Source organism: Bradyrhizobium sp. SZCCHNS3002 (genome assembly GCF_032377435.1).
In the GTDB taxonomy this organism is placed as follows: Bacteria; Pseudomonadota; Alphaproteobacteria; order Rhizobiales; family Xanthobacteraceae; genus Bradyrhizobium.
In genome coordinates, this window is record NZ_JAUHHY010000017.1 from 108103 (window position 1) to 127510 (window position 19408).

Sequence of the window (19408 nt, forward strand, 5' to 3'; positions counted from 1 at the left end):
GCGGCGCGCGGCTAGCTTTGCTCCCGAAGCGCAGTCACGCGCTGGATACCGGGAGCCGACCATGCCGTTGATCAACATCGTCTATGCCAGCCAGCGCCGCCCGCCGTCGCTGAAGAAGGCCATTGCGGACGCCATCACCGAACTGACCGCGCGCATCCTGCGCAAGGATCCCAAGGTCACCGCCGTCATCGTCTCGGAAGCGGACGCCGCGGACTGGTTCGCTGGCGGCGCCTCGCTGGCGGAGCAAGGGCTTGCCAGCTACTGGATCGACGTTCACGTCAGCGAGGGCACCAACACCAAGGACGAGAAGGCCGCCTATCTCGCCGCGGTGTTCGCGCGCATGGCCGAGCTGATCGGCCCGCTGCATCACGAGACCTATCTGCATGTCGACGAGGTCAAGGCGGATGCCTACGGCTTCGGCGGCCTGAGCCAGGAGCGCCGCTATGTTGCGGCGAAGCTCGACGTCCCGCCGCAGCAGGGCGCCGCGTGAGCTCATGCCGTCTCCGGCTGCGCGACGCTGACGGCGCCGAACACGCTCTCGAACGCCTGCCGGAACGCGACGTCGACATCGGCGAGCGTCACCGGCAGGCCGAGATCGACCAGGCTGGTGACGCCGTAGCGCGGATCGGTCACGCCGCAGGGCACGATAGCCTGGAAGTGCGACAGGTCCGGCTCGACATTGATGGCGATGCCGTGGAAGGTCACCCAGCGCTTCAGCCGCACGCCGATGGCGGCGATCTTGTCCTCGTGGCCCTCGCCCTTGTCGGGCCGCTTGACCCAGACGCCGACGCGATCCTCGCGCCGCTCGCCGCGCACGTTGAAGGCGTCGAGGGTGCGGATGATGGTCTCCTCGAGCGCGGCGACATAGGCGCGCACGTCGGGGCGCCGCCGCTTGAGGTCGAGCATGACATAGGCCACGCGCTGGCCGGGGCCATGATAGGTGACCTGGCCGCCGCGGCCGGTCGGCACCAGCGGAAAGCGCGGATCGCGCAGGTCTTCGGCCTTGCCCGACGTGCCTGACGTGTAGACCGGCGGATGCTCCAGCAGCCAGACCATCTCCGCGGCCTCATGGGCGGCGATCGCGGCCGCCCGCGCCTCCATGAATTCGGTCGCCCGGGCGTAGTCGACCGGCGAATCGGAGATGCGCCAATCCACGGCGTTGCCGGGAGGGCCCGCAAAGGTGGTCAGGTCGAGTGTTTCGCGGCTGTTAACCATTGGCTAACCACAACATGGTGATGTCTGGGCAATCAAAATCCAGTCGTGACTTCGGTGGTCCTGCAGTGTCAACCCTCGATAAAGTGACAGTCGACCTGATGGTCGTTCTCGGCACCTGCTCCATGCCCATCCACCAGGTTCTGCGCCTGTCCCGCGGCGCCATCATCGAGCTGGATGCCACCGAGGCCGACGACGTCAAGGTGCTCGCCAACAATCTGCCGATCGCAAATGGGGTGGTGCTGGTCGACCGCAACCGCATCGCGGTCGAGGTCAAGCAGATGCTGCCGCGCTCGCCGACGCCGACGTCGCGATAGCGCGCCACGGCCCACGCCAAAACCGTCCACAATCCGGTATTTTAGGGCAGGGCGGGCCTTGTCCCCCTGACATCGATTTGATACACGGGCGCCACTGATCCGGTGCCGCCCTTCCTCTGGCTCCGGCTTCTTCTTCGCGCTCGTGGCGGAATTGGTAGACGCGCTGCCTTGAGGTGGCAGTGGGTAACACCGTGGGGGTTCGAGTCCCTCCGAGCGCACCACAAACCCACGTTTTCCCTTGAAATCGTTACGGTTTTTTCCGGATGTTACCCGGGAATGTTACCACTTCGTTCCCGCTCGTCGTTCTTGTCCTGTTTTCCGCGACAGGCCTCAAAAAATCATCCAGTGACTGGCCCTGGTCGAACGCGACCACCTTGTCCATTCCGCTGATGCCGAGCTTCTCGCGGTTGGCCTGGGCGATGTAGTGCGCCGGCATCTTCGGGTCGGTCCAGCCGAACATCGCCATCATCTGGCTCTCAGTGCACTCGGCATAGGCGGCCACTTCGGCGCGCGCCTTGCGGACCCCATGGCAGCTTTTCTTCGCCTCGTTGACGCCGGCAAGGACGGCGTACTTCTTGAACTTCATCGCCCACGCCTTCTTGTTCATCGGCAGCACGCGCCCCTTCAGGCGCTTTCCGGTGAACACGTCGGCGCCGATGATTCCTGCGGCTCTTGCGGCCCGCAGGCTCTCCGCGAACTCCGGATGCACCGGTACGGTCACCATCGTATTGCCCCGGCTTTTTTCGGTGGTGATCTGGACGGCCATCTTGCGCACGATCTGGCGCAGGTGCGGCGGCCCGAAGCGATGGGCGTCCCCAAGCCGCAGGAACGTGTAATGCAGGATGTCGAACATCAGCCGCGCCTCGCTGCCGAGCGGCCATTTGGCCCGGTACCTGGCCATGTCCTCCTCGGTCCAGGGCAGGAAGCCACCGCTCTCTCGCGAAGCACGCGCCTTCCCGGAGCGCAGACCGATCGTCGGATCGTCGTCCTCGTCCAGGTGGCCCTCGTCAATCATCCAGCGCATCAGGCCGCGCAGAGCCGATAACAGATTGCCGGCCTGCGAGGGAGTACGCGCCTTCATTTCCGCCTTGATGACGTTGCGGGTGAGGACCGCAAATGGCTTCTCGCCATTCTCGATCAGCAGGCTTTCGATCAGCCCCGTCCGCTGGAGCCGCGTTGTCTCGGCAAGACCGGCATGGCCGACACTGAGATCGCCGAGCCAATGGTCGCTTTGCCGGTAACCGTGCCAGTACCAGCGCAGTGTCCCGGGCTTTGGCGGCGAAGTGGGTCGCGCAGGGCAGGGGTCGTTGCGCTGCTTCTGGGCGTTGACGTAGTCGCTCTCCTGCCCGTAGAGCGCGATCTGGGAGGCGATGGCGGCATCGACCTCTGCATCGAATTCTGAAGAACCGTACGCGGCCTTGATCCGGATCTTTGGCAGCTTGTTACGAAGCTGCACGTAGTAGCGCAATTGACCGCGCTGGCTGACATCGACGTAGAGATAGCGGCGCTCCGGTTGACCGGGCTTGTTGGTTCCTTTAACTCGCCGCATCCGCAACACTCCTCCGAGTGCGGCGACCGCCGCCTCATAGGCAGCATCGAACGCGCTCGTACCGTAGTCTTCGGCGATCCCGATCCGGCGTCCCTTCCGGCTGACCTTGACGTACCAGCGCAACGATCCGGATTCGGAATAGTTGAAATAGAGGTACATGCGACGATCCCCGGGCGCGCGGGGATCGGGACGTTCTGTCTCAGGCATTGGTCGGCTCCGTGAACCAATGCCTGGAGTCTACGAATCCTCGGATACGGCATCAATCGCGAAAGGTGCGTTTCACCCGCTTTCGGTGCCATTAAGGCGGCGCGCAAGCGCCTCGGACGGCGTCCAGATTTCGCCGAGATCGATCTTCGATCGGGAACGCGATCGAGCGCTCGACGTGAGTGCGATCCTGATCACGCCGTCCGTATCGACGATGACCTCAGCGGCATCAGTTTCCTTTGCCGCGCGGATCGCGCGTGAAATGTCTGCCTGCGTGACTCTGGCCGGGCGGCGGGGCATCGAGCATCTCCATCCGATCTGTGAGCGCCATTGGATCAATTTCGGACCGCCGCGGCGAACGCCATGGCAGCGATCGCGAGCAAGAAACGCCGAAATGCACCGTTCGAACAGTGCTCGGCTTCTCGGCGGCGAACGTTTGGCGCGAAATGCGTGTGAAACGGACAGTCGGTGCCGAGTTCGACGATCGACTGCATCAGGCGCCGTTGCGGCAGCTCCGCTTCCGACGGCACCCGAACCCGGCGCTATTGGCCTTTTGTCGTCGGTTTGACGGGTCCGTCGTCCAGCAGGGCACGGTACCTCTTTCGCAATTCGTCCACCGCAGTTCGGTCGAGTTCACCTCGTCGCTGATGGTCGCGCAGAACACCACGATCCGCCGCGGAAAGGGCGATCAGGAATGCCCAGCCTTCGCCCCTGTCCGGGAACAGCTCGACGATCCGCAGATCGAGCCGCGCGGCATCATCGTCGTCATGGGCTGCCTCGATCGGCTTGGCCTCCAGATGTCTTCGGGATGCCCGGGGCACATGGTCCGCCGATGACAATGATCTGTTTTTATCTATTTCTTTATAGGCAGGTCCCTTTGGGCCCCGCGGTGCTTCTTTATACGCAGGTCCCTTTTGGACCTGCGGAGCCGCAGGTCCCTTTCGGCCCCGCGGCGGATCAGCAACGTTGGCAGGTACCGGCACGTCGCGGACGACATAATCGATCTCGCCGAACCGCTGGCCGTCGGCTAGTCGCTGCTGCTCGCGGGTGACGTAGCCAGCTGAGATCAATTCACGGAAAATGCGTTGCAGTTTCTTCCGGCCGACCAGAAGCGTCCGCCCGATATGGTCGAGACGGACGCGCCACTTGTGTGGGCGTGACAGCAGGAAACCGAGCACGCCCTTGGCCTCGACCGAAAGCCGCTCGTCAGTGAACACGGCATTCGGCACGATCGTGAAGTGCGCCCTGTGCTCGCGGCGAACGATGGTCAAGCGTGCGCCCTCAAACGTCGGCCCTCGGCGCAATCGACCGGAGCCGAGATGCGGGAAGGCCAACAGCGCGGCTCATGAGCGTTGAAGGATTGAAAGCGTCACGGCACCTCTCAGCCGCAGCGGACGGAGAGCAGGGCGGCCGCACGGAAGAGGTTGCTGAAGATCTCTGAACGGGGGCGGCTGCAATTGAACCCGAGGAGACGCCCGTGCACCAACCTCTGCCCATGCTGAGCCCGCTCGCCGGCGAGTCGGCTCGATCGCATGCCGATCGAGAAGGCCTGCAGACGCGCTCTCGCCGGCTGCTGCTCGATTAGCTTCCGTAGCGGGAGAATGTTGATGCGAGGGAGGATTGGTGTAGCGCATGAGCAAACATGCCACGAGAAACGCAAAGGATCATCATGCCGATCCTGCGATCCGCTTCGACAAACTTACTCGGTTCCGACTGTCTACCGGTCATCCCTGGATGGAGAAATAGCGCCCTTCTAGAGCAACCGTCGCTCGTCACCGCGGCGATCCCGTGTGTTGATCCACCAGGGCCAATTCTGTGCAGTCTCGGATCACCAACGAAAGCACGTTCATCCGTCGAAGGTCCAATTCCGCCCAATCCGCGCAGACGTACGCTATGGTGCGAATAGTGCCATTCGGGGGATTGATCCGCCTCACTAATTGTATTCGAACAGCAACAATGAAGTTCGTGAGTGCCAGAGCGCTAGTAGTCAAGACAGGCACTTACGACCGCCGATTCTACGCCGCGGAGAGGCGCTTTTATCTTGCCGCTTTAATCGGCCGGATGCTCTGCCTCTTGGCCACGGTCGTCTTCGTCGCTTTCGCCAGCGGCGCTCTCCATCGTCATTGTCAAGCACCCAGTGCGCCGTGCAGCTTTCCGCGCTCAGCGGCGGCGTGGCGCGGCTGCACGATGGCAGCAGCATAGCCGTCGCGGCGTAATTCTCCATCGGTCTGACGGAGCCACGTCACAGGCAATTTTGCGCGATCGCGCGGCCCCTTCGGGCACCGCGTCGCAGGCAAGATAGCGTGCGTTCCGTCGTCTTGAATCTGCACCGGTCCTCATCCGCTGACAGCGGAGCTCCATCAATTCGCGCGTCGTCCGCGACGCCTGTTCGTTGCTGCCGGGCTGTTGCTATGGTTCATGCCAGCGCTCCCAGCAGCCTGCGGTCCTTGCGCTTGGCATGCGCGGCCGCATCAGTGGCGCTGACGGCCTGATCGCCGCAATACGCCGTGCCGTCGCACCACATCGCGTGCATGATCACCGCGAGTTTGCGCGCCACCGCGACCACCGCCTTGCGGTGTCCAGACCGCTTGGCAACCGCCAGTCCCCAGGTCTTCACCTTGTCGCGACGCTTGAAGCGCGTCAGCAGCGCGCTCGCTGCTTCGTAGAGCGCGCGCCGCACATCGGCGTCGCCCGCCTTGCTGATGGCGCCCCTGCACATCGACCGAGCTGCCCGACTGCCATCGCCCCGACGGCGGGACTTGCAACGGAGATCCCTGCTGGTGCGTCCACGCCGGGAATCGCAGCGGACCCTCGGCCGCGCCGGCGGCCGTCGCGCTCAACCATCCGTCGGCCGCGGCGGCGATGCCGCCTAATAATGATCTCCGGTCCGGATTGAAGCCGGGGCGACATCTCCTCACAACTTGCGTGGGGACCGCCCGCGCAGCGCGGGATCGAGCCATCCGGTCCCGCGATGATCAACCTGCTCACCCGAATAAGAACAAATCGCTCGCTTGCGTTTGAATTAATTGATGGCCGTTGCGTCTCCCAGCACAAGATGCAAGGACGTTCCCTGTCGCCCATGTCAGGGTCGCATGCACGCGAGCATCACAGGCGTGCGACTCCGTCCTGAATTGATCTTCGCTCGAGCCTCAGTCCAGGAGGATGCCCAAGATTGGCAGGGCCTTTGCCGATACGCGCCCCGAGCGCCAGACCTCGCCGTGCAACAGCGACTGTTCCGGACCATGTTACGCAAGGAACGAGAGCAACGTATCGACAACAGCTTCGTGCGCTTGCTCAGGAAGCAAATGGCCGCCGTCGATATCAACCTCCCGAACATCATCCGCCCACCGCCGCCACACGATCGCAGGGGTCAGCGCGTCGTCGTGACCTTGGTCTGCGACGAGGCGTTGGTGCCGTGGCCAAACCACCAGCACAGGGCAGGCAATCTTCCGTCCCGATCGTCTGTCGGCAGCATCATGCTGGACATCGATCTCGTAAGCTGCGCGATAATCCTTGATGATGGCCCTGTGAACCGAAGGTTTGGCGAACGCCGCGCGATAGTCGGCGACGGCGATCGGATGCAGCGAGGAGAGGTCGTGCGCCAAGTGGTCAAGCGTGGCGTCCAGAAAGGCATCAGGGTCGGCCGCCAGAAGACGCTCAGGCAGGTCGCCGGGCTGCGCGAAGAGAAACCAGTGAAACGCCCATTTCGCAAATTCTCGGTCGACGGCAGGCCAGACATCGAGGGTCGGAACCACCGCTATCGAGCAATAGGCTGTGACCTGCTCAGGGAAGTCGAGCGCCAGGCGGTATCCCACACGCGCGCCGCGATCATGCCCGACAACAGCGAAACGCTGATGTCCAAGCGATTGCATCAGCGAAACAAGCTCTGTCGCGACGTCGCGCTTGGCCCAAACCCCATCATTGCGGACGAAACTTTGCCCATAGCCGGGGAGGTCCGGAGCGACGATCGAGAAGCGATGTGCCAGCGCCGGCGCCACAGCATGCCACGTTGCATGCGTCTCGGGGTAGCCATGCAGAAGCAGCACCGGTGGGCCGTCGCCGCCCATGACGCCTGCGAAGCGCACGCCGGCGGTGGTGTAATCCACTCGAGAGAATCCCTCGAATAGCCCGTTGGTTGGAGGGGCGCTCATAATCGTCTCCTTGCAGGCGTGAGTGATCCGCGGGGATTGTCACTGGGCTGTCCTGAGCTTTGCCGCTGCGTGATGGCAACGCCCGAGATGCAGATGAGCGCGCCGGCGACGACGGCGGGGGTCAGCGGTTCGTGCTTGAACAGCGCGCCCGCGGCGATAGCGAAAGGCGACTGCAGCAATGTGTACGGTGCAACGCGCGCTAGCGAACATCGCGAGACCAACCAGAACCACAGCCCGAAGCCGACAATGCCGCCCAGGAAGATGGTGTAGCAAAGTGCGAGCCAAGCCGGGATGCTCGCCGCCGAAAGCGCGGACACTTGTCCCGTTTCGACAAGCGCCGATACGCCGAGGACCTGCGGCACAGTGAACAACGATATCCACGCCATCAGCTTCATCGGCTCAAAGGGTCCGTAGCGCTTGCTGAGCACGGTCCCAAAGGCTAGGGCTGCCGCTGATCCTACGACGTAGAGGGTCGGCACTAGTGGCACAACGCTGGCTGGATCGCCGATTGCGACGGCGACCCCGCCCAGCGCCATGGTGACACCCAATAGAGCCAGAAGTGATGGCCGCTCGCCAAGCAGCGGCCATGCGAGAAGCAATGTTAACGGCGTCCAAAGCTGGTTGGCAATGCCGGTCACGCTGGCTGGCGCGCCTGTGAGCCCAACAAAAACAAGGCCAAAATTCAACCCGCCGATGAAAATCGAGATGAGCAGAAACATGCGCAGCTCCCGCCGGGTGGGTCGCCCGACGAGCGGCAGCAGAATGGCAGCGACCATTGCGAAGCGAAGACCGACAAAGAACAGCGGTGGAAAGGCGGCCAGCCCTTCCTTGATGATGGCGTACTGCATTCCCCAAAGGAAGGGCACGAGCACGGCACAGGCCACTTCCAGCAGAGACATGACGTTTCCAGAGCTCCCGCTTGATCATCGCGCGCCAACACGCGACCACTCGTCAGCCGCGCTCCGGCACGAAGATGGCGGCCGCGGCCACCTGGCTCAGAGGAAATCGGCGTGCAGCTGCCAGGCCCCCTGCCTGTGACGCGCGGGATGATAGTTGCGTTGCGTGTCAATCACGCCTTGTTCGCCGCGACGACGAAGGCGGCAAGTTCTCGCCCAAAACGGGCCGGCTCCTCGTAGAACGGACTGTGTCCGCTCTCAGCGAACACGGACAAACGACTGTCCGGCTTGAGCGATCGGATGCGCTCGGACATGGCTTGGCGAACGAGGCGATCGTGGGCGCCGTGTGTCAACAGGATTGGACCGCTGTAGTTCGCGAAAGCTGGCTCCAGATCGGTCGTTGAGGTTCGGAGGAAGCCTTCGTATGCCGCGGACGGCGTCATGCCGTTGACGACAAGCATCTCCTGCAACGCCACGCCGGTCGGTGGCTGGTGGAAGCAGGCGCCGAGGAAATCCGCTGTTGCGGCGACCCGCTCCGCCAGATCGTGGGAGGTCGTGCTCCGGGAGAACTCGCCCGCGAGCGGCGTGAGCAGGTCGGGCGACAATCTGGTGACGGCGTCGACCAGGTTGATGCCGGCGATCCCGGCGCCACCGTTCTTGCGGAGATACGCACCAGCCACGTAGCCGCCGAGCGACCAGCCGACGAGGATGGGGCGGCGCAGTTTCGCTGTCGCGATGACGGCCGCGACATCGTCCGCCCATCGATCGGCATCGGAATAGGCGTTGAGAGCACTCGGCTTTTCTGAGTCGCCGTGTCCGCGCAGATCGAAACGAACCATTCGGAAGCCGGCCAGCACTGGATCGAGGAACTGCTTGTCCCAGCTCAGCCGGCTCTGGCGCAGACCATGGATGAACAGGATCTCGGGCGCGGTGGGGTCGCCCTTCGCCTCGGCAGCGAGCACCGTACCGTCCCCTGAGCGTACGGAGAACAATTCACGGTTAGCGCTGGGGCGCGCTTCCTTGCTAGCCGCTCCCTGTCCTTGAGCCAGGGCATTGTGCGGTTGCACGGCCATCACGCCCAGAGCAGCGGCAGCAGACAAGACGTGGCGGCGGGTCTGGCCCATGAGAGCTCTCCATGTTGTTTAACGATCGCTATTCAACTCTGTTGACGTTCAGTGTCAAGCTGTAGTTTAGTGATCGCTATGGAACAGAACGGGAAATCGCGCGGTGGACGGCCTTGGAGCTTCGACCGCGACGGCGCGATCGAAACGGCCATGCTGCTGTTCTGGCAGCATGGCTACGAAGGCGTCTCGGTGGGCGAGCTCACCAAGGCAATCGGGGTTGCGCCGCCGAGTCTCTACGCTGCGTTTGGCAGCAAGGCTGGCCTCTATCAGCTGGCGATGGCGCGGTATGAGCAGAGAATGGGCTGCCTCGATCAGGCAGCCATCGCATCGGCAGAGTCGCTGCCCGCAGCGGTGCGGCGATTGCTTGAAGCCGCAGTGAAGAATGTCACGCAGCGCCCGCATGAACGCGGATGCATGATATCGAGCGGCCTCGTTGCCTGTCATCCTGATCACGCCGCCCTGGCCCAAGATGCCGCCGCCCGGCGCGAGGCGCTGCGCGTCAGGATCGCGCAGGCCCTGTCATCCTTCGCGGAGCACGATCAGATCCAGCGATTGGCCCGACATCTGGCGGCCGTCATGCAAGGAATTTCGATCCAGGCCCGTGACGGCGTCTCGCTGTCGGAACTCGGTGTCATCGTCGATGAGGTCGTGGCGGGCGTCGCAGCGCGCTTCCCCGCAAGTTGAGCGGCGCTGTGCCCGACCAATCGGCGGAAATTCTCAGCGGATGCTTAGGTGGCCGCCGGACTGGAGCAGTCCGGCGGGTGCGGTTTTCCGGTGCAGCGCGAAGCCTACCAATAGCCACGGAATGCACTATCTGCATCTGGGTGTAGCTAAGCATTGAAATTGAAGTCGCTTCATCCGGCCTCCGAGCGCACCAAGCACAATAACTCAGATACGAAGCGGATTTTCGCGCGCGCCAGTTGATGCGCTAGCGGGCCTTACTGCTCCGGCAAGCCTGCATCGACCATGGACTGAACGATGCGAACCGAGGCTGCGAGGCACACCGGGCTCACATTTTTCCAAGGCGGCGTGACGTTGAGTTTCGTCGTGCCGGGACGCAGCCTCAGTCCCTCCGCCATCGCCGCTCTCGCCTCCTCGAACCGGCCCGATCTCTGGTAGGCAGCGGCGAGCAGCATATGCGAGCGGCCGGTCGCCGGCGTAATCGCGATCGAGCGTTGCAGCCATGGCAACGCCTCCTCGTCGCGTCCCATCAAGAGATTCGCCCAGCCCGCGCCGAGCAGCCAGGTCCAGCGCGAGGCCGGCGGCGTGTCGTAACGATCGGCTTGCCGGAATGTCGCGAGCGCATCGTCGAAGCGGCCGAGAAAGATCTGCCCGAGGCCGATCAGATAAAGCGCAGACCCGTTCCACGGATCGAAGCTCAAGGCTTTGGCGCAGGTCACGAGACTTTTGACGAAATGGTTGGTGGCGCTGAGGAAGCGGCAATGGGCCTCGAGCACCGGAATGGAATTCGGCTTCGACCGTAACGCCCGCTCAAGCGTCGCGTCGGCCCTGGCCTCGACCGCGACCGCTTCCTCCGGGCTGAACCAGACCATCTGGATTCCGCGCATCTGCAGCGAAGCAAGCGCGACGGCGAGGTCGACATTGTCGGGATCCTCCGTGAGCGCATTTTGCAGCATCGACTGCGCCGCGCCATAGCGCTCGCGCGTGGTTTGATTGATCGATGCGAGCGCCTGCTCGAGGGCAACCTTGTCACCGCCCGCGGACGATCCGCGCGGGCTGGACGACGGCGCGCTGGGCTCCAGCATTTCGTTGAGGCGGCGGGCAAGGACATGACCCACGCCGGCGGCGAGGCGGGACTGCGCAAGCTGCGCGTCCGCCTCGTCAGCGGCGACCGAAGCGGCGGCGACCGCCTGAACCTCGCCGGTGGTCGTCTTGATCATGCGCGCCCGCAGCGTCCAGGATTGATCGCCATGCTGCAACTCGCCGCGAATTTCGTAATCGGATGATGCGGCAGGCAGCCCGGCGGGTTCGACGCCTGCGACCGCCGCCGATCGTGGCGCGACCACGCTGACGTTCTGGATCTTGGCAAAACCGTCCACGAGGCGGCCGGTGACCTCCGCCGCCATCACCACGCCGCGCGAATCGCTGCTGGTGTCAACGATCGGCATCACGGCGATGCGCGGCGGCGTTCGCCTGAAGAGGAGGTCCGGCTTCAACACCGGTGCAGCCACCGCAAGCCCCGCGATCGCACCAAGCCCGGCCACTGCGGCGACCATGGCCCGCCGGCTGAAACCGAAGATTGAGCGTTGCGACGTCGCCTGTATCACAGCACCGTTGGCCGGCGCCGGGGGCCTGGTCTCCACGGCCTGGGCGAGCGGAGCCATCTCGCCGCCCGCCGTGACCTCGGGCTCGACCTCAACCTCCGCCGTCAGCAGATAGCCGCCGCCGGATGCGAGCCTGATCAACTGCCGCCGGTCGTCTCCGAGCGCGCTGCGCAGCTCGCGGATGCATTGGAACAGGCTGTCCTCGCCGACATGGACGTCCGGCCAGACCGCCTCGATCAGCTCCTGCTTGCTCAGGACCCGGCCGCCGCTGGTGGCGAACAGCCGTAGCATCTCGAAGGTCTTCGGCCGGAGCTTGATCACCCCGCCGTCAGGCCTGCGCAGCTCCGCGACCTGCTGGTCCAGCACGAAGCCCGCGAAACGAAGCAAATGATCCCCCAAACGCGTCTCTCAAGGTGGCTCGTATAGCGGAAGTCTGTCCAAAATGCCCCAAAGTCGGGTCTGAAACGCAAGTTTCAGAAATCTTCAGAAAATTGCTAGCCCCCTTATCAAGACACCACCTCCTACCAATGAGATGACTCCGGTCGAGACTCGCCGCCAGTGTCAGGGGAAGGTGAACTAAAGTGTTGAATCCGGGGAAATATTGTTTCGTGGCAACCAGCCGCCTGCGGGCCGCGCTGTTGGCATCCTCGGCGCTGAGCTTGGCCTGGATGCTGCCGGGCACGGGACCGGCGCGGGCCCAGGACGCGACTTGGCTCGCCACTCCGGGATCGAACGATTTCTACGACGCGAACAACTGGACCCCGGGCAGCGTGCCGACCGGCACGGCCACGTTCGGCGCCTCGAACACGACCGCGTTGACGCTGGGGTCTTCCGGTACCTTCGGCGGCTGGACGTTCAATGCCGCAGCCTCGAATTATGCGTTCGATACCGCGGCCTCCACGACCCAGGATTTCACCGGAGCCGGCATCGCCATCAATGGCGGCAGCGCCAGCATCACCAACCTCGGCAGCCTGACTTTCTACAACGCCAGCACTGCCGACAGCGCCGCCATCGCCAATGGCGGGTTCATGGAGTTCCGCAATAGCAGCACCGGCGGCAGCGCCACCATCACCAACAGCAACGCCCTGTATTTCGTCGAGACCAGCACGGCCGGCAATGCCACCATCACCAATAACAGCGTCATGCTCTTCTACGGCAGCAGCACGGCCGGCAGCGCCACCATCACCAACAATGGCGGCCTGGACTTTAGCGGAGCCAGCACGGCGGGCAGTGCCAATATTTCGAACAACCACTATCTGAACTTCCTGGGCACGAGCACCGCCGGCGGCGCCGCCATCACCAACAATGACACCCTGACCTTCCGCGACGCCAGCACGGGCGGTAGCGCAACCATCACCAACAGCGGCACCTTGCAATTCCTCGACGTCAGTTCGGGCGGCAATGCCGCCCTCATCAACCAGGCGGGAGGCACTGTCGATATCTCGGGCGTCGACACGTCGATGACCGCCGGGTCGATCGCGGGGGCCGGCAACTACATCCTCGGCTCCAATCGATTGATTGTCGGCTCGAACGATCTCTCGACCGAGGTGAGCGGCGTGATCTCCGGCACCGGCGGTAGGCTGGACAAGACCGGCGCGGGCACGCTGACCCTGACCGGTGCCAACACCTATACCGGTGGCACAACCATCACCAGCGCCTCCTCCAGCAGTCGCAGCACGATGCAACTCGGCACTGCCAGCCGAGCCGGCTCCATTCTGGGGGCGGTCACCGTCGGTGATTGGTCCACGCTGAATGTCGTCAACGCCAACATGAGCGGCACGGCGATCACGAGCAACTTCGGTTACGTCGATTTCCGCAATGCCAGCACCGCAGGCAGCGCGACCATCGCCAACAACAACGGCGTCCTGAGTTTTCACGACACCAGCACGGCCGGCAGCGCCACCATCACCAACGATGGCACCGTGCATTTCCTGGACGCCAGCACGGCGGGCAACGCCACCATCACCAACAACAGCTACCTCGAGTTCATCAATGGCAGCACGGCCGGCAACGCCACCATCATCAACAGCAGTTTGAGTTTCGGCCTGACTTTCGACGAAGCCACGGCGGGCAGCGCCATCATCATCAACAACTCATACCTGCTTTTCGCCCGCACCGGCACGGCGGGCAACGCCACGATCGCCAACACTGGCGGCATGGATTTCATTGACACCAGCACAGCGGGCAATGCCACGATCACCAATGCCGGCACCATCCAGTTCCTCCAATCGAGCGAGGCGGGCAGTGCCAGCATTGCCAACACCGGCAGTCTGCAAGTCTTCAGCAGCGCTGGCCACGCCGCCATCACCAACAACAACATCCTGGACTTCCGCGGCAGCGGCACGGCAGCCAGCGCCGCCATCACCAACGCCGGCGTTCTGTCGTTCTTCGATTTCAGCACGGCGGGCAACGCCACCATCACCAACAACGGCAGCCTGCAATTCCACAACACTAGCACGGCCGGAAACGCTGCCCTCATCAACAACGCCGGAGGTATCGTTGATTTCTCGGACAGCCTCGGTCCCGGCAGCCTCCAGAGGCTGAGCGCGGGATCGATCGCCGGAGCCGGAAACTACCTCCTCGGCGCCAACGAGCTGACCGTCGGCTCGAACGATTTTTCGACCGAGGTGAGCGGCGTCATCTCCGGCAGTGGTTCGCTGGTCAAGACCGGCGCGGGCATGCTGACCCTGACGGGCGCCAACACTTATGCGGGTGCGACACGCGTCGACCGCGGCGTGCTGCGCGTGGACGGCTCGATCGCGACCTCGATCGGGGTGACGGTGGATGCGAACGGCACGCTGATGGGCACGGGAACGGTCGGCGGCACGGCGATCAACAGCGGCGGCTCGCTGCTGGGCGGCAACGGCACCGCCGGCACATCGCTCGCGATCTCCGGCAATCTCGCGTTCCAGTCGGGCGCCCGTTATCTCGTCGACGTCAATCCGGCGACGGCCTCTTTCGTCAACGTGACCGGCGCGGCGACACTGGGCGGCGCAACCGTCAATGCGGCGTTCGCGGGCGGCAACGTCGGCAGGCGGTACACGATCCTGACCGCCGGCAGCGTCAGCGGCGCGTTCAACCCGCGGGTCGATACCAACCTCTCGTCGAACTTCCGGACCGAGCTGAGCTACGACGCCACCCACGCCTATCTGAACCTGACGCTGAGCTTCGTCCCGCCGCCGGGCAGCGGACTCAGTGGCAATCAGCAGAATGTCGGCAATGCCATCGCCAACTCCTTTAACGGCAACGGCAGCATCTCGCTGGTCCACGGCTCGCTCACGGCCGACGGGCTGACACAGGCGTCCGGCGAGACCGCGGCGGGGGCGCAACAGACCGGGTTCCAGGCGATGGGCCAGTTCACGGGCCTGCTGACCGATCCCATCGGCACGAGCCGCGAAACGGCGGCATCCGGGCCGCCGGCCTATGCGGACGGTGGGCCGGCAGGCGCCGCCCGCGACGCCTTCGCTATGCTGGCCAAGGCTCCACCGGCAAGGACCTTCGAGCAGCGCTGGAGCGTATGGGCCGCCGGATTCGGCGGATCGCAGACCACGGACGGCAACGCCGCGCAGGGATCGAACAGCGCCACCAGCCGCCTGTTCGGCACCGCCGCCGGCGCCGAGTACGCCTTCTCGCCACGAACGCTGGCCGGCTTCGCGCTCGCCGGCGGTGGCACCAGCTTCTCCGTGACTGGCGGTGGCACGGGCCGCTCGGACCTGTTCCAGGCCGGCGCCTATCTCCGGCACACCAATGGCCCGAGCTACATCACCGCGGCGCTGGCCTATGGCTGGCAGGATGTCACCACCGATCGCACCGTGACGCTCGCCGGCGTCGATCGCCTGCGTGCCGAGTTCAATGCCAATGCCTGGAGCGGACGTATCGAGGGCGGCTATCGCCTCGTTGCGCCGTGGGCCGGCGGCTTCGGCCTCACGCCCTATGCCGCGGGCCAGTTCACGACGTTCACCCTGCCGGCCTATGCCGAAACGGTGGTCTCCGGGAGCAACGCCTTTGCGCTGGCCTATGCCGCCAGGAGCGTGACCGCCACGCGCAGCGAACTCGGCCTGCGCACCGACAAGTCCTTTGCCATGCAGAACGCGGTTCTCACCCTGCGCGGCCGCGCCGCCTGGGCGCACGACTTCAATCCGGACCGTTCGGTCGCTGCGACGTTCCAGGCGCTGCCCGGCACGAGCTTTGTCGTCAGCGGCGCACGAGCGGCAGCGGACTCCGCGCTCACCACTGCCTCCGCAGAAATGAAATGGCTGAACGGCTGGTCCGCCGCTGCGACCTTCGAAGGCGAGTTCTCCCATGTGACGAAGAGCTATGCCGGCAAAGGCGTCGTCCGCTATGCGTGGTGATGGCTTGTACGCTGCCGTGCCGATTGGTTCAGCTTTGGGGCTCGGCGTGAAAAGCACCTCCAGGCGGGGAAATGCGCCCGGTTTCTTTGCCCGCTTTGGCAAGCCATCGAAATCGCAGTAGATGCGACCGCCCTCCGAGCGCACCATCTCTCTCTCCTCAAATTCAAATCTGTTTGCGGTTTGTTCCAGCCTCGCGCCTTTCGTTCGGGCGAGGGGCTGCGGTCCCGCGGCGCGATGGCGTCCGAGTTCTGCCGGTCCGTTCCGCCCTCGAGAATGAGAGGGCGCGGGGAATGCCGGGCGCTGGCCGCACCCATGGCCCGCCTGCGAAAAAAAGCAGGCGGCAGGAACCACAGGTTCAGCCGAGACATCCCGGCATTCCCCGCGCGATGGTTTTCACGCTTATGTCGCGATCTCCCCGGTGTCCGGCTTTTTAGCCACCGTCGCCCTCGGGATCATCGCCCGACGACTTGGCGCCAGCATCGGGGCGCCAGGACCACGCGTCTTCACGTCCGCAAGCCTGCCGTTCGTCGGCGAGCCCGTAAGCCCGCTGCAGCACGCCTGCGGCCACCGCGTCCCCAGACCCCACGTCTCGTGACGATCGCGAAGCGCCCCTCTCGGCGGGTCCAAGATGGCGATACATAAACATGGTTTCTGAAAAAAAGCAACAGAGTTAAATTATTCAGAAGTTGTGGACAGGGCCAAATCAGCTTGATTCCGTCTGATGGAACCCGTCGCGCCGGGCGCCCCGACTCCGCCGCAGTGACGTTGCTAGGCTAAGTGACCCCGCAGCGACGCATGCCCAGCGTTGGCGCCAGTCGGGGCCGGCCGGGGCACGGCCCGTGAAAGATCGTGCATGACGCCGTCCTTGTCGGCGCCGCTATCCACGTCTGACGGAGCTCGGCCGTCAAATCAGCAGGCCTCAGTTCGTGCAGCTCAGGTCTGGGCCGGCCTGGTCGCTGCCGCGGCTTCCCAGCCGGGCTCGACCGGGACCATGTACCAGGTCGTCAACACGACTTTCGAAAACAGCCAACGGCCGTTTTCCCTGACATATTCATCATCGAACCGGCCGCCGACCATGAGGCTCTTGCCGTTGAGAACGGGGCGCCCGTCGAGATGGCTGTAGCCTCTGCCGTGGTCGCCATCGATTTCGACGACGTGCGCGTGGATGAATTGGCGCGCCCATTTGATCGGGAAGTCGAGGAAGAAGTCGCGGATGGCCTCGCGGCCGGTCACCGACGGCCGACCGCCATAGGAGACGGTGGCGTTCTCCGCAAAGAGATCGGCCAGTTCGGCGACGCGCTCCTGGTTGACGTATTCGTGGTACGTGCAGCGCAGTGTCCGGATCGCCTCGCGATCGTCATGCTCGGCAACGCGTTTCTCGAGCGCCTCGATCCTGGCTCTGAGGTCGGCGGTCTCGTTTGAATTGCTCATGGTTCATCCGTCGACCCAAGGAGGCCGTCTGGCTGGTGGTGATGTTGATCACCGATGATGTTGCGAAGCCGCTCCTCGACCCGGAGCCGCACCGCGGGATGCGGAAGGATGTAGAATTCGTCGTCGTGGATGGCCTGGATCGTCATGCTGGCCACATCGGCGGCGCTGACCTCGGATGCCTCCATTCCCGCTCTGACGCGCTGATCATATGCTGCAGTGTCGGGGTTTGTCGAAGCCAGATGTGCGGGCCGATGTCGGCCTGAGTCGGCGATGGCGGTCTTGACCAGCGAGGGGCACAGCACGTTGACCTTGAGAGGAGAGCCGGCGAGCTGAAGGTCCTTCAAGAGGCACTCGGACAAGGCTACGACCGCGTGCTTGCTGGCGCAGTAGGCGCCGGAGCCCGCAACGGCGGTCAACCCCGCGGCTGACGCCGTGTTGACGATGTGGCCCTCGTCGCCTGCAGCCATCATGCGCGGCACGAAGCTGCGAATGCCGTTGACGACGCCCAGGAGGTTGACTCCGAGCACCCACGTCCAGTCCTCGGGAGTTGCGGACCAGACCGGGCCAAGCGCCGCGACACCGGCGTTGTTGAAGAGCAGGTGAACGTTGCCGAACTCTTCAAAGGCAAGGTCGGCGAGGCGTTGAACCGCTTCGACGCTCGACACGTCGCACTGCGCCGTGTGCACGGCAATCCCGCCCGGCATCGGGTCTTTCGTGGCTGATAGTCCGTCGCGATCGACGTCGGCGAGAACGAGCTTCATTCCTTGCGCAGCGCAGGCAGCGGCCAGCTCGCGCCCGATGCCGCTGGCAGCTCCCGTGATCACCGCGACCTTGCCTTCGAGGTGCTTCATGCCGCGCTGATTCCGCCGTCCACGGTGAACACCGATCCGGTGATATAGCTCGCGGCCGGCGATGCCAGCAGCAGGCTGACGCCGGCAATCTCGTCGGGGATCCCAAGCCGGTTCATCGGCACCATGGCGTGGAGCGGCGCTGTCGCGGCCTCGTCCAGCAGGCGGCCTCCGCCGAGCCCCGTCCGGAAGAAGCCGGGCGCGATGGCATTGACCTGGACGTCGAACGTGGCGAGCTCGAGCGCGGCCTGCCTGACCAGGTTCACCACCGCGGCCTTGGCGGCCGCATACGCATAGGCGGTCGCTGCCGAGCCTCTTAATCCTCCGACCGACGCCGTGACCACGATCCGACCGCCGCGCTGCGCCTTCATGTGACGGGCCGCAGCCTGGATGGTCGCGAACGCGCCGGTCTGGTTGATGGCAATAACGTCATTCCAGGCTGCGAAATCGACGTTCTCGATGTGGCCCTGCGGCAATCGAATTCCGGCTCCCCCGCTGATGCCGGCGTTCGCGAACATGACGTCGAGCCGGCCCTTGCGCGCGATGACGTCATCGACCGTCCGCCGGATGGCGTCTGGATCTGCGACATCGACCGTCGCGATCTCTGCCCCCGGGATGATCTCCTCGCCGATCCGCCTCAGTTCGGTCTCGTTCCTGTCAACCAGGATCAAATCGGCACCGTTGGCTGCCATGGTCCGGGAAATGGCCAAGCCAAGTCCGCTCGCCGCGCCGGTCACGATGGTGACCAAGCCCTCGACTGCGAAGAGGCGTTCGGCCGTCAGCAACATCGGGTCTCCTCGTTTCGACATGGTTGCCCGTTGCGCCTCCGGCCGTGCCGCGTCGTGACGCCGCCAAGAGACAAGCACAGATCATGGCCGAGACTGTCGCAATCGCGACAATCGATGCACAAAATCACCTTAGCTTGAGCCGGCGAGGGCGCCGGGACGCAGGCCGCCGCGTGCAAGAAAATCAACTTCGCGGGTAACGACGGTCAACATGACAACCGAGGCAACCAATGTTCTGGCGTCCAAACGCGCCC

The 19408-nt window shown here is 64.4% G+C and carries 16 protein-coding genes, 1 tRNA gene and 1 pseudogene; 5 read left to right on the forward strand and 13 right to left on the reverse strand.

The window, feature by feature from the left end:
- The first annotated feature begins 61 nt into the window (after positions 1 to 61).
- On the forward strand, positions 62 to 490 hold the full coding sequence (locus QW845_RS29030) for a 4-oxalocrotonate tautomerase family protein (RefSeq protein ID WP_315804925.1): 429 nt from the start codon (positions 62 to 64) through the stop codon (positions 488 to 490).
- Positions 491 to 492: 2 nt separating this feature from the next.
- Here QW845_RS29030 and lipB read toward each other — a convergent pair whose 3' ends face one another.
- The gene (lipB, locus tag QW845_RS29035; RefSeq protein ID WP_315804926.1) at positions 493 to 1215 is read right to left on the reverse strand and encodes a lipoyl(octanoyl) transferase LipB; all 723 of its coding nucleotides are present in this window, start codon (positions 1213 to 1215) and stop codon (positions 493 to 495) included.
- 20 nt (positions 1216 to 1235) lie between these two features.
- Here lipB and QW845_RS29040 point away from each other — a divergent pair, with 20 nt between their 5' ends.
- A complete protein-coding gene (locus tag QW845_RS29040; RefSeq protein WP_409997983.1) occupies positions 1236 to 1529 on the forward strand; it encodes a FliM/FliN family flagellar motor switch protein in 294 nt (97 codons plus the stop codon).
- Positions 1530 to 1665: 136 nt separating this feature from the next.
- Positions 1666 to 1750 (forward strand) — tRNA-Leu (locus QW845_RS29045).
- Between the two features lie 26 nt (positions 1751 to 1776).
- On the opposite strand, the gene QW845_RS29050 is transcribed toward QW845_RS29045, so the two are convergent.
- The 8 genes and pseudogenes from QW845_RS29050 to QW845_RS29085 form a co-directional block, all read right to left on the reverse strand.
- Positions 1777 to 3237, reverse strand: a complete 1461-nt coding sequence (locus QW845_RS29050) for a hypothetical protein (RefSeq protein ID WP_315804927.1) — start codon at positions 3235 to 3237, stop codon at positions 1777 to 1779.
- A gap of 120 nt (positions 3238 to 3357) precedes the next feature.
- Positions 3358 to 3582, reverse strand: coding sequence for a hypothetical protein (locus QW845_RS29055; RefSeq protein WP_315804928.1), 225 nt, complete (start codon positions 3580 to 3582; stop codon positions 3358 to 3360).
- Between the two features lie 35 nt (positions 3583 to 3617).
- Positions 3618 to 3776 (reverse strand): hypothetical protein, encoded by a 159-nt coding sequence (locus tag QW845_RS29060; protein ID WP_315804929.1) that lies wholly within the window; start codon positions 3774 to 3776, stop codon positions 3618 to 3620.
- Between the two features lie 48 nt (positions 3777 to 3824).
- Positions 3825 to 4553 (reverse strand): helix-turn-helix domain-containing protein, encoded by a 729-nt coding sequence (locus QW845_RS29065; RefSeq protein ID WP_315804930.1) that lies wholly within the window; start codon positions 4551 to 4553, stop codon positions 3825 to 3827.
- Between the two features lie 1145 nt (positions 4554 to 5698).
- Positions 5699 to 6032, reverse strand: a pseudogene (locus tag QW845_RS34220) (transposase); the annotation flags it as partial.
- Between the two features lie 495 nt (positions 6033 to 6527).
- Positions 6528 to 7388: an alpha/beta hydrolase gene (locus QW845_RS29075; RefSeq protein WP_315804931.1), complete on the reverse strand. Its 861-nt coding sequence runs from the start codon at positions 7386 to 7388 to the stop codon at positions 6528 to 6530.
- 41 nt (positions 7389 to 7429) lie between these two features.
- Positions 7430 to 8332 (reverse strand): DMT family transporter, encoded by a 903-nt coding sequence (locus tag QW845_RS29080; protein ID WP_315804932.1) that lies wholly within the window; start codon positions 8330 to 8332, stop codon positions 7430 to 7432.
- A 170-nt stretch (positions 8333 to 8502) separates the two neighbouring features.
- On the reverse strand, positions 8503 to 9453 hold the full coding sequence (locus tag QW845_RS29085; RefSeq protein WP_315804933.1) for an alpha/beta hydrolase: 951 nt from the start codon (positions 9451 to 9453) through the stop codon (positions 8503 to 8505).
- Positions 9454 to 9531: 78 nt separating this feature from the next.
- Between QW845_RS29085 and QW845_RS29090 the strand changes: the two genes are divergently transcribed.
- Complete coding sequence (locus QW845_RS29090) at positions 9532 to 10137, forward strand: TetR/AcrR family transcriptional regulator (protein WP_315804934.1); 606 nt, start codon at positions 9532 to 9534, stop codon at positions 10135 to 10137.
- A 254-nt stretch (positions 10138 to 10391) separates the two neighbouring features.
- Here the strand turns inward: QW845_RS29090 and QW845_RS29095 are convergent, their stop codons facing one another.
- Positions 10392 to 12125, reverse strand: a complete 1734-nt coding sequence (locus QW845_RS29095; RefSeq protein WP_315804935.1) for a winged helix-turn-helix domain-containing protein — start codon at positions 12123 to 12125, stop codon at positions 10392 to 10394.
- Between the two features lie 281 nt (positions 12126 to 12406).
- On the opposite strand from QW845_RS29095, the gene QW845_RS29100 reads away from it, so the two are divergent.
- The gene (locus tag QW845_RS29100; RefSeq protein WP_315804966.1) at positions 12407 to 16090 is read left to right on the forward strand and encodes an autotransporter domain-containing protein; all 3684 of its coding nucleotides are present in this window, start codon (positions 12407 to 12409) and stop codon (positions 16088 to 16090) included.
- 933 nt (positions 16091 to 17023) lie between these two features.
- Here QW845_RS29100 and QW845_RS29105 read toward each other — a convergent pair.
- The 3 genes from QW845_RS29105 to QW845_RS29115 are packed head-to-tail and all read right to left on the reverse strand — an operon-like array spanning position 17024 to position 19157.
- On the reverse strand, positions 17024 to 17521 hold the full coding sequence (locus QW845_RS29105) for a nuclear transport factor 2 family protein (protein ID WP_315804936.1): 498 nt from the start codon (positions 17519 to 17521) through the stop codon (positions 17024 to 17026).
- A complete protein-coding gene (locus tag QW845_RS29110) occupies positions 17518 to 18372 on the reverse strand; it encodes an SDR family NAD(P)-dependent oxidoreductase (protein ID WP_315804937.1) in 855 nt (284 codons plus the stop codon). The genes QW845_RS29105 and QW845_RS29110 overlap by 4 nt, the downstream gene beginning before the upstream one ends.
- On the reverse strand, positions 18369 to 19157 hold the full coding sequence (locus QW845_RS29115) for an SDR family NAD(P)-dependent oxidoreductase (RefSeq protein ID WP_315804938.1): 789 nt from the start codon (positions 19155 to 19157) through the stop codon (positions 18369 to 18371). Before QW845_RS29115 ends, QW845_RS29110 begins: the two co-directional genes overlap by 4 nt.
- Between the last annotated feature and the right edge of the window lie 251 nt (positions 19158 to 19408).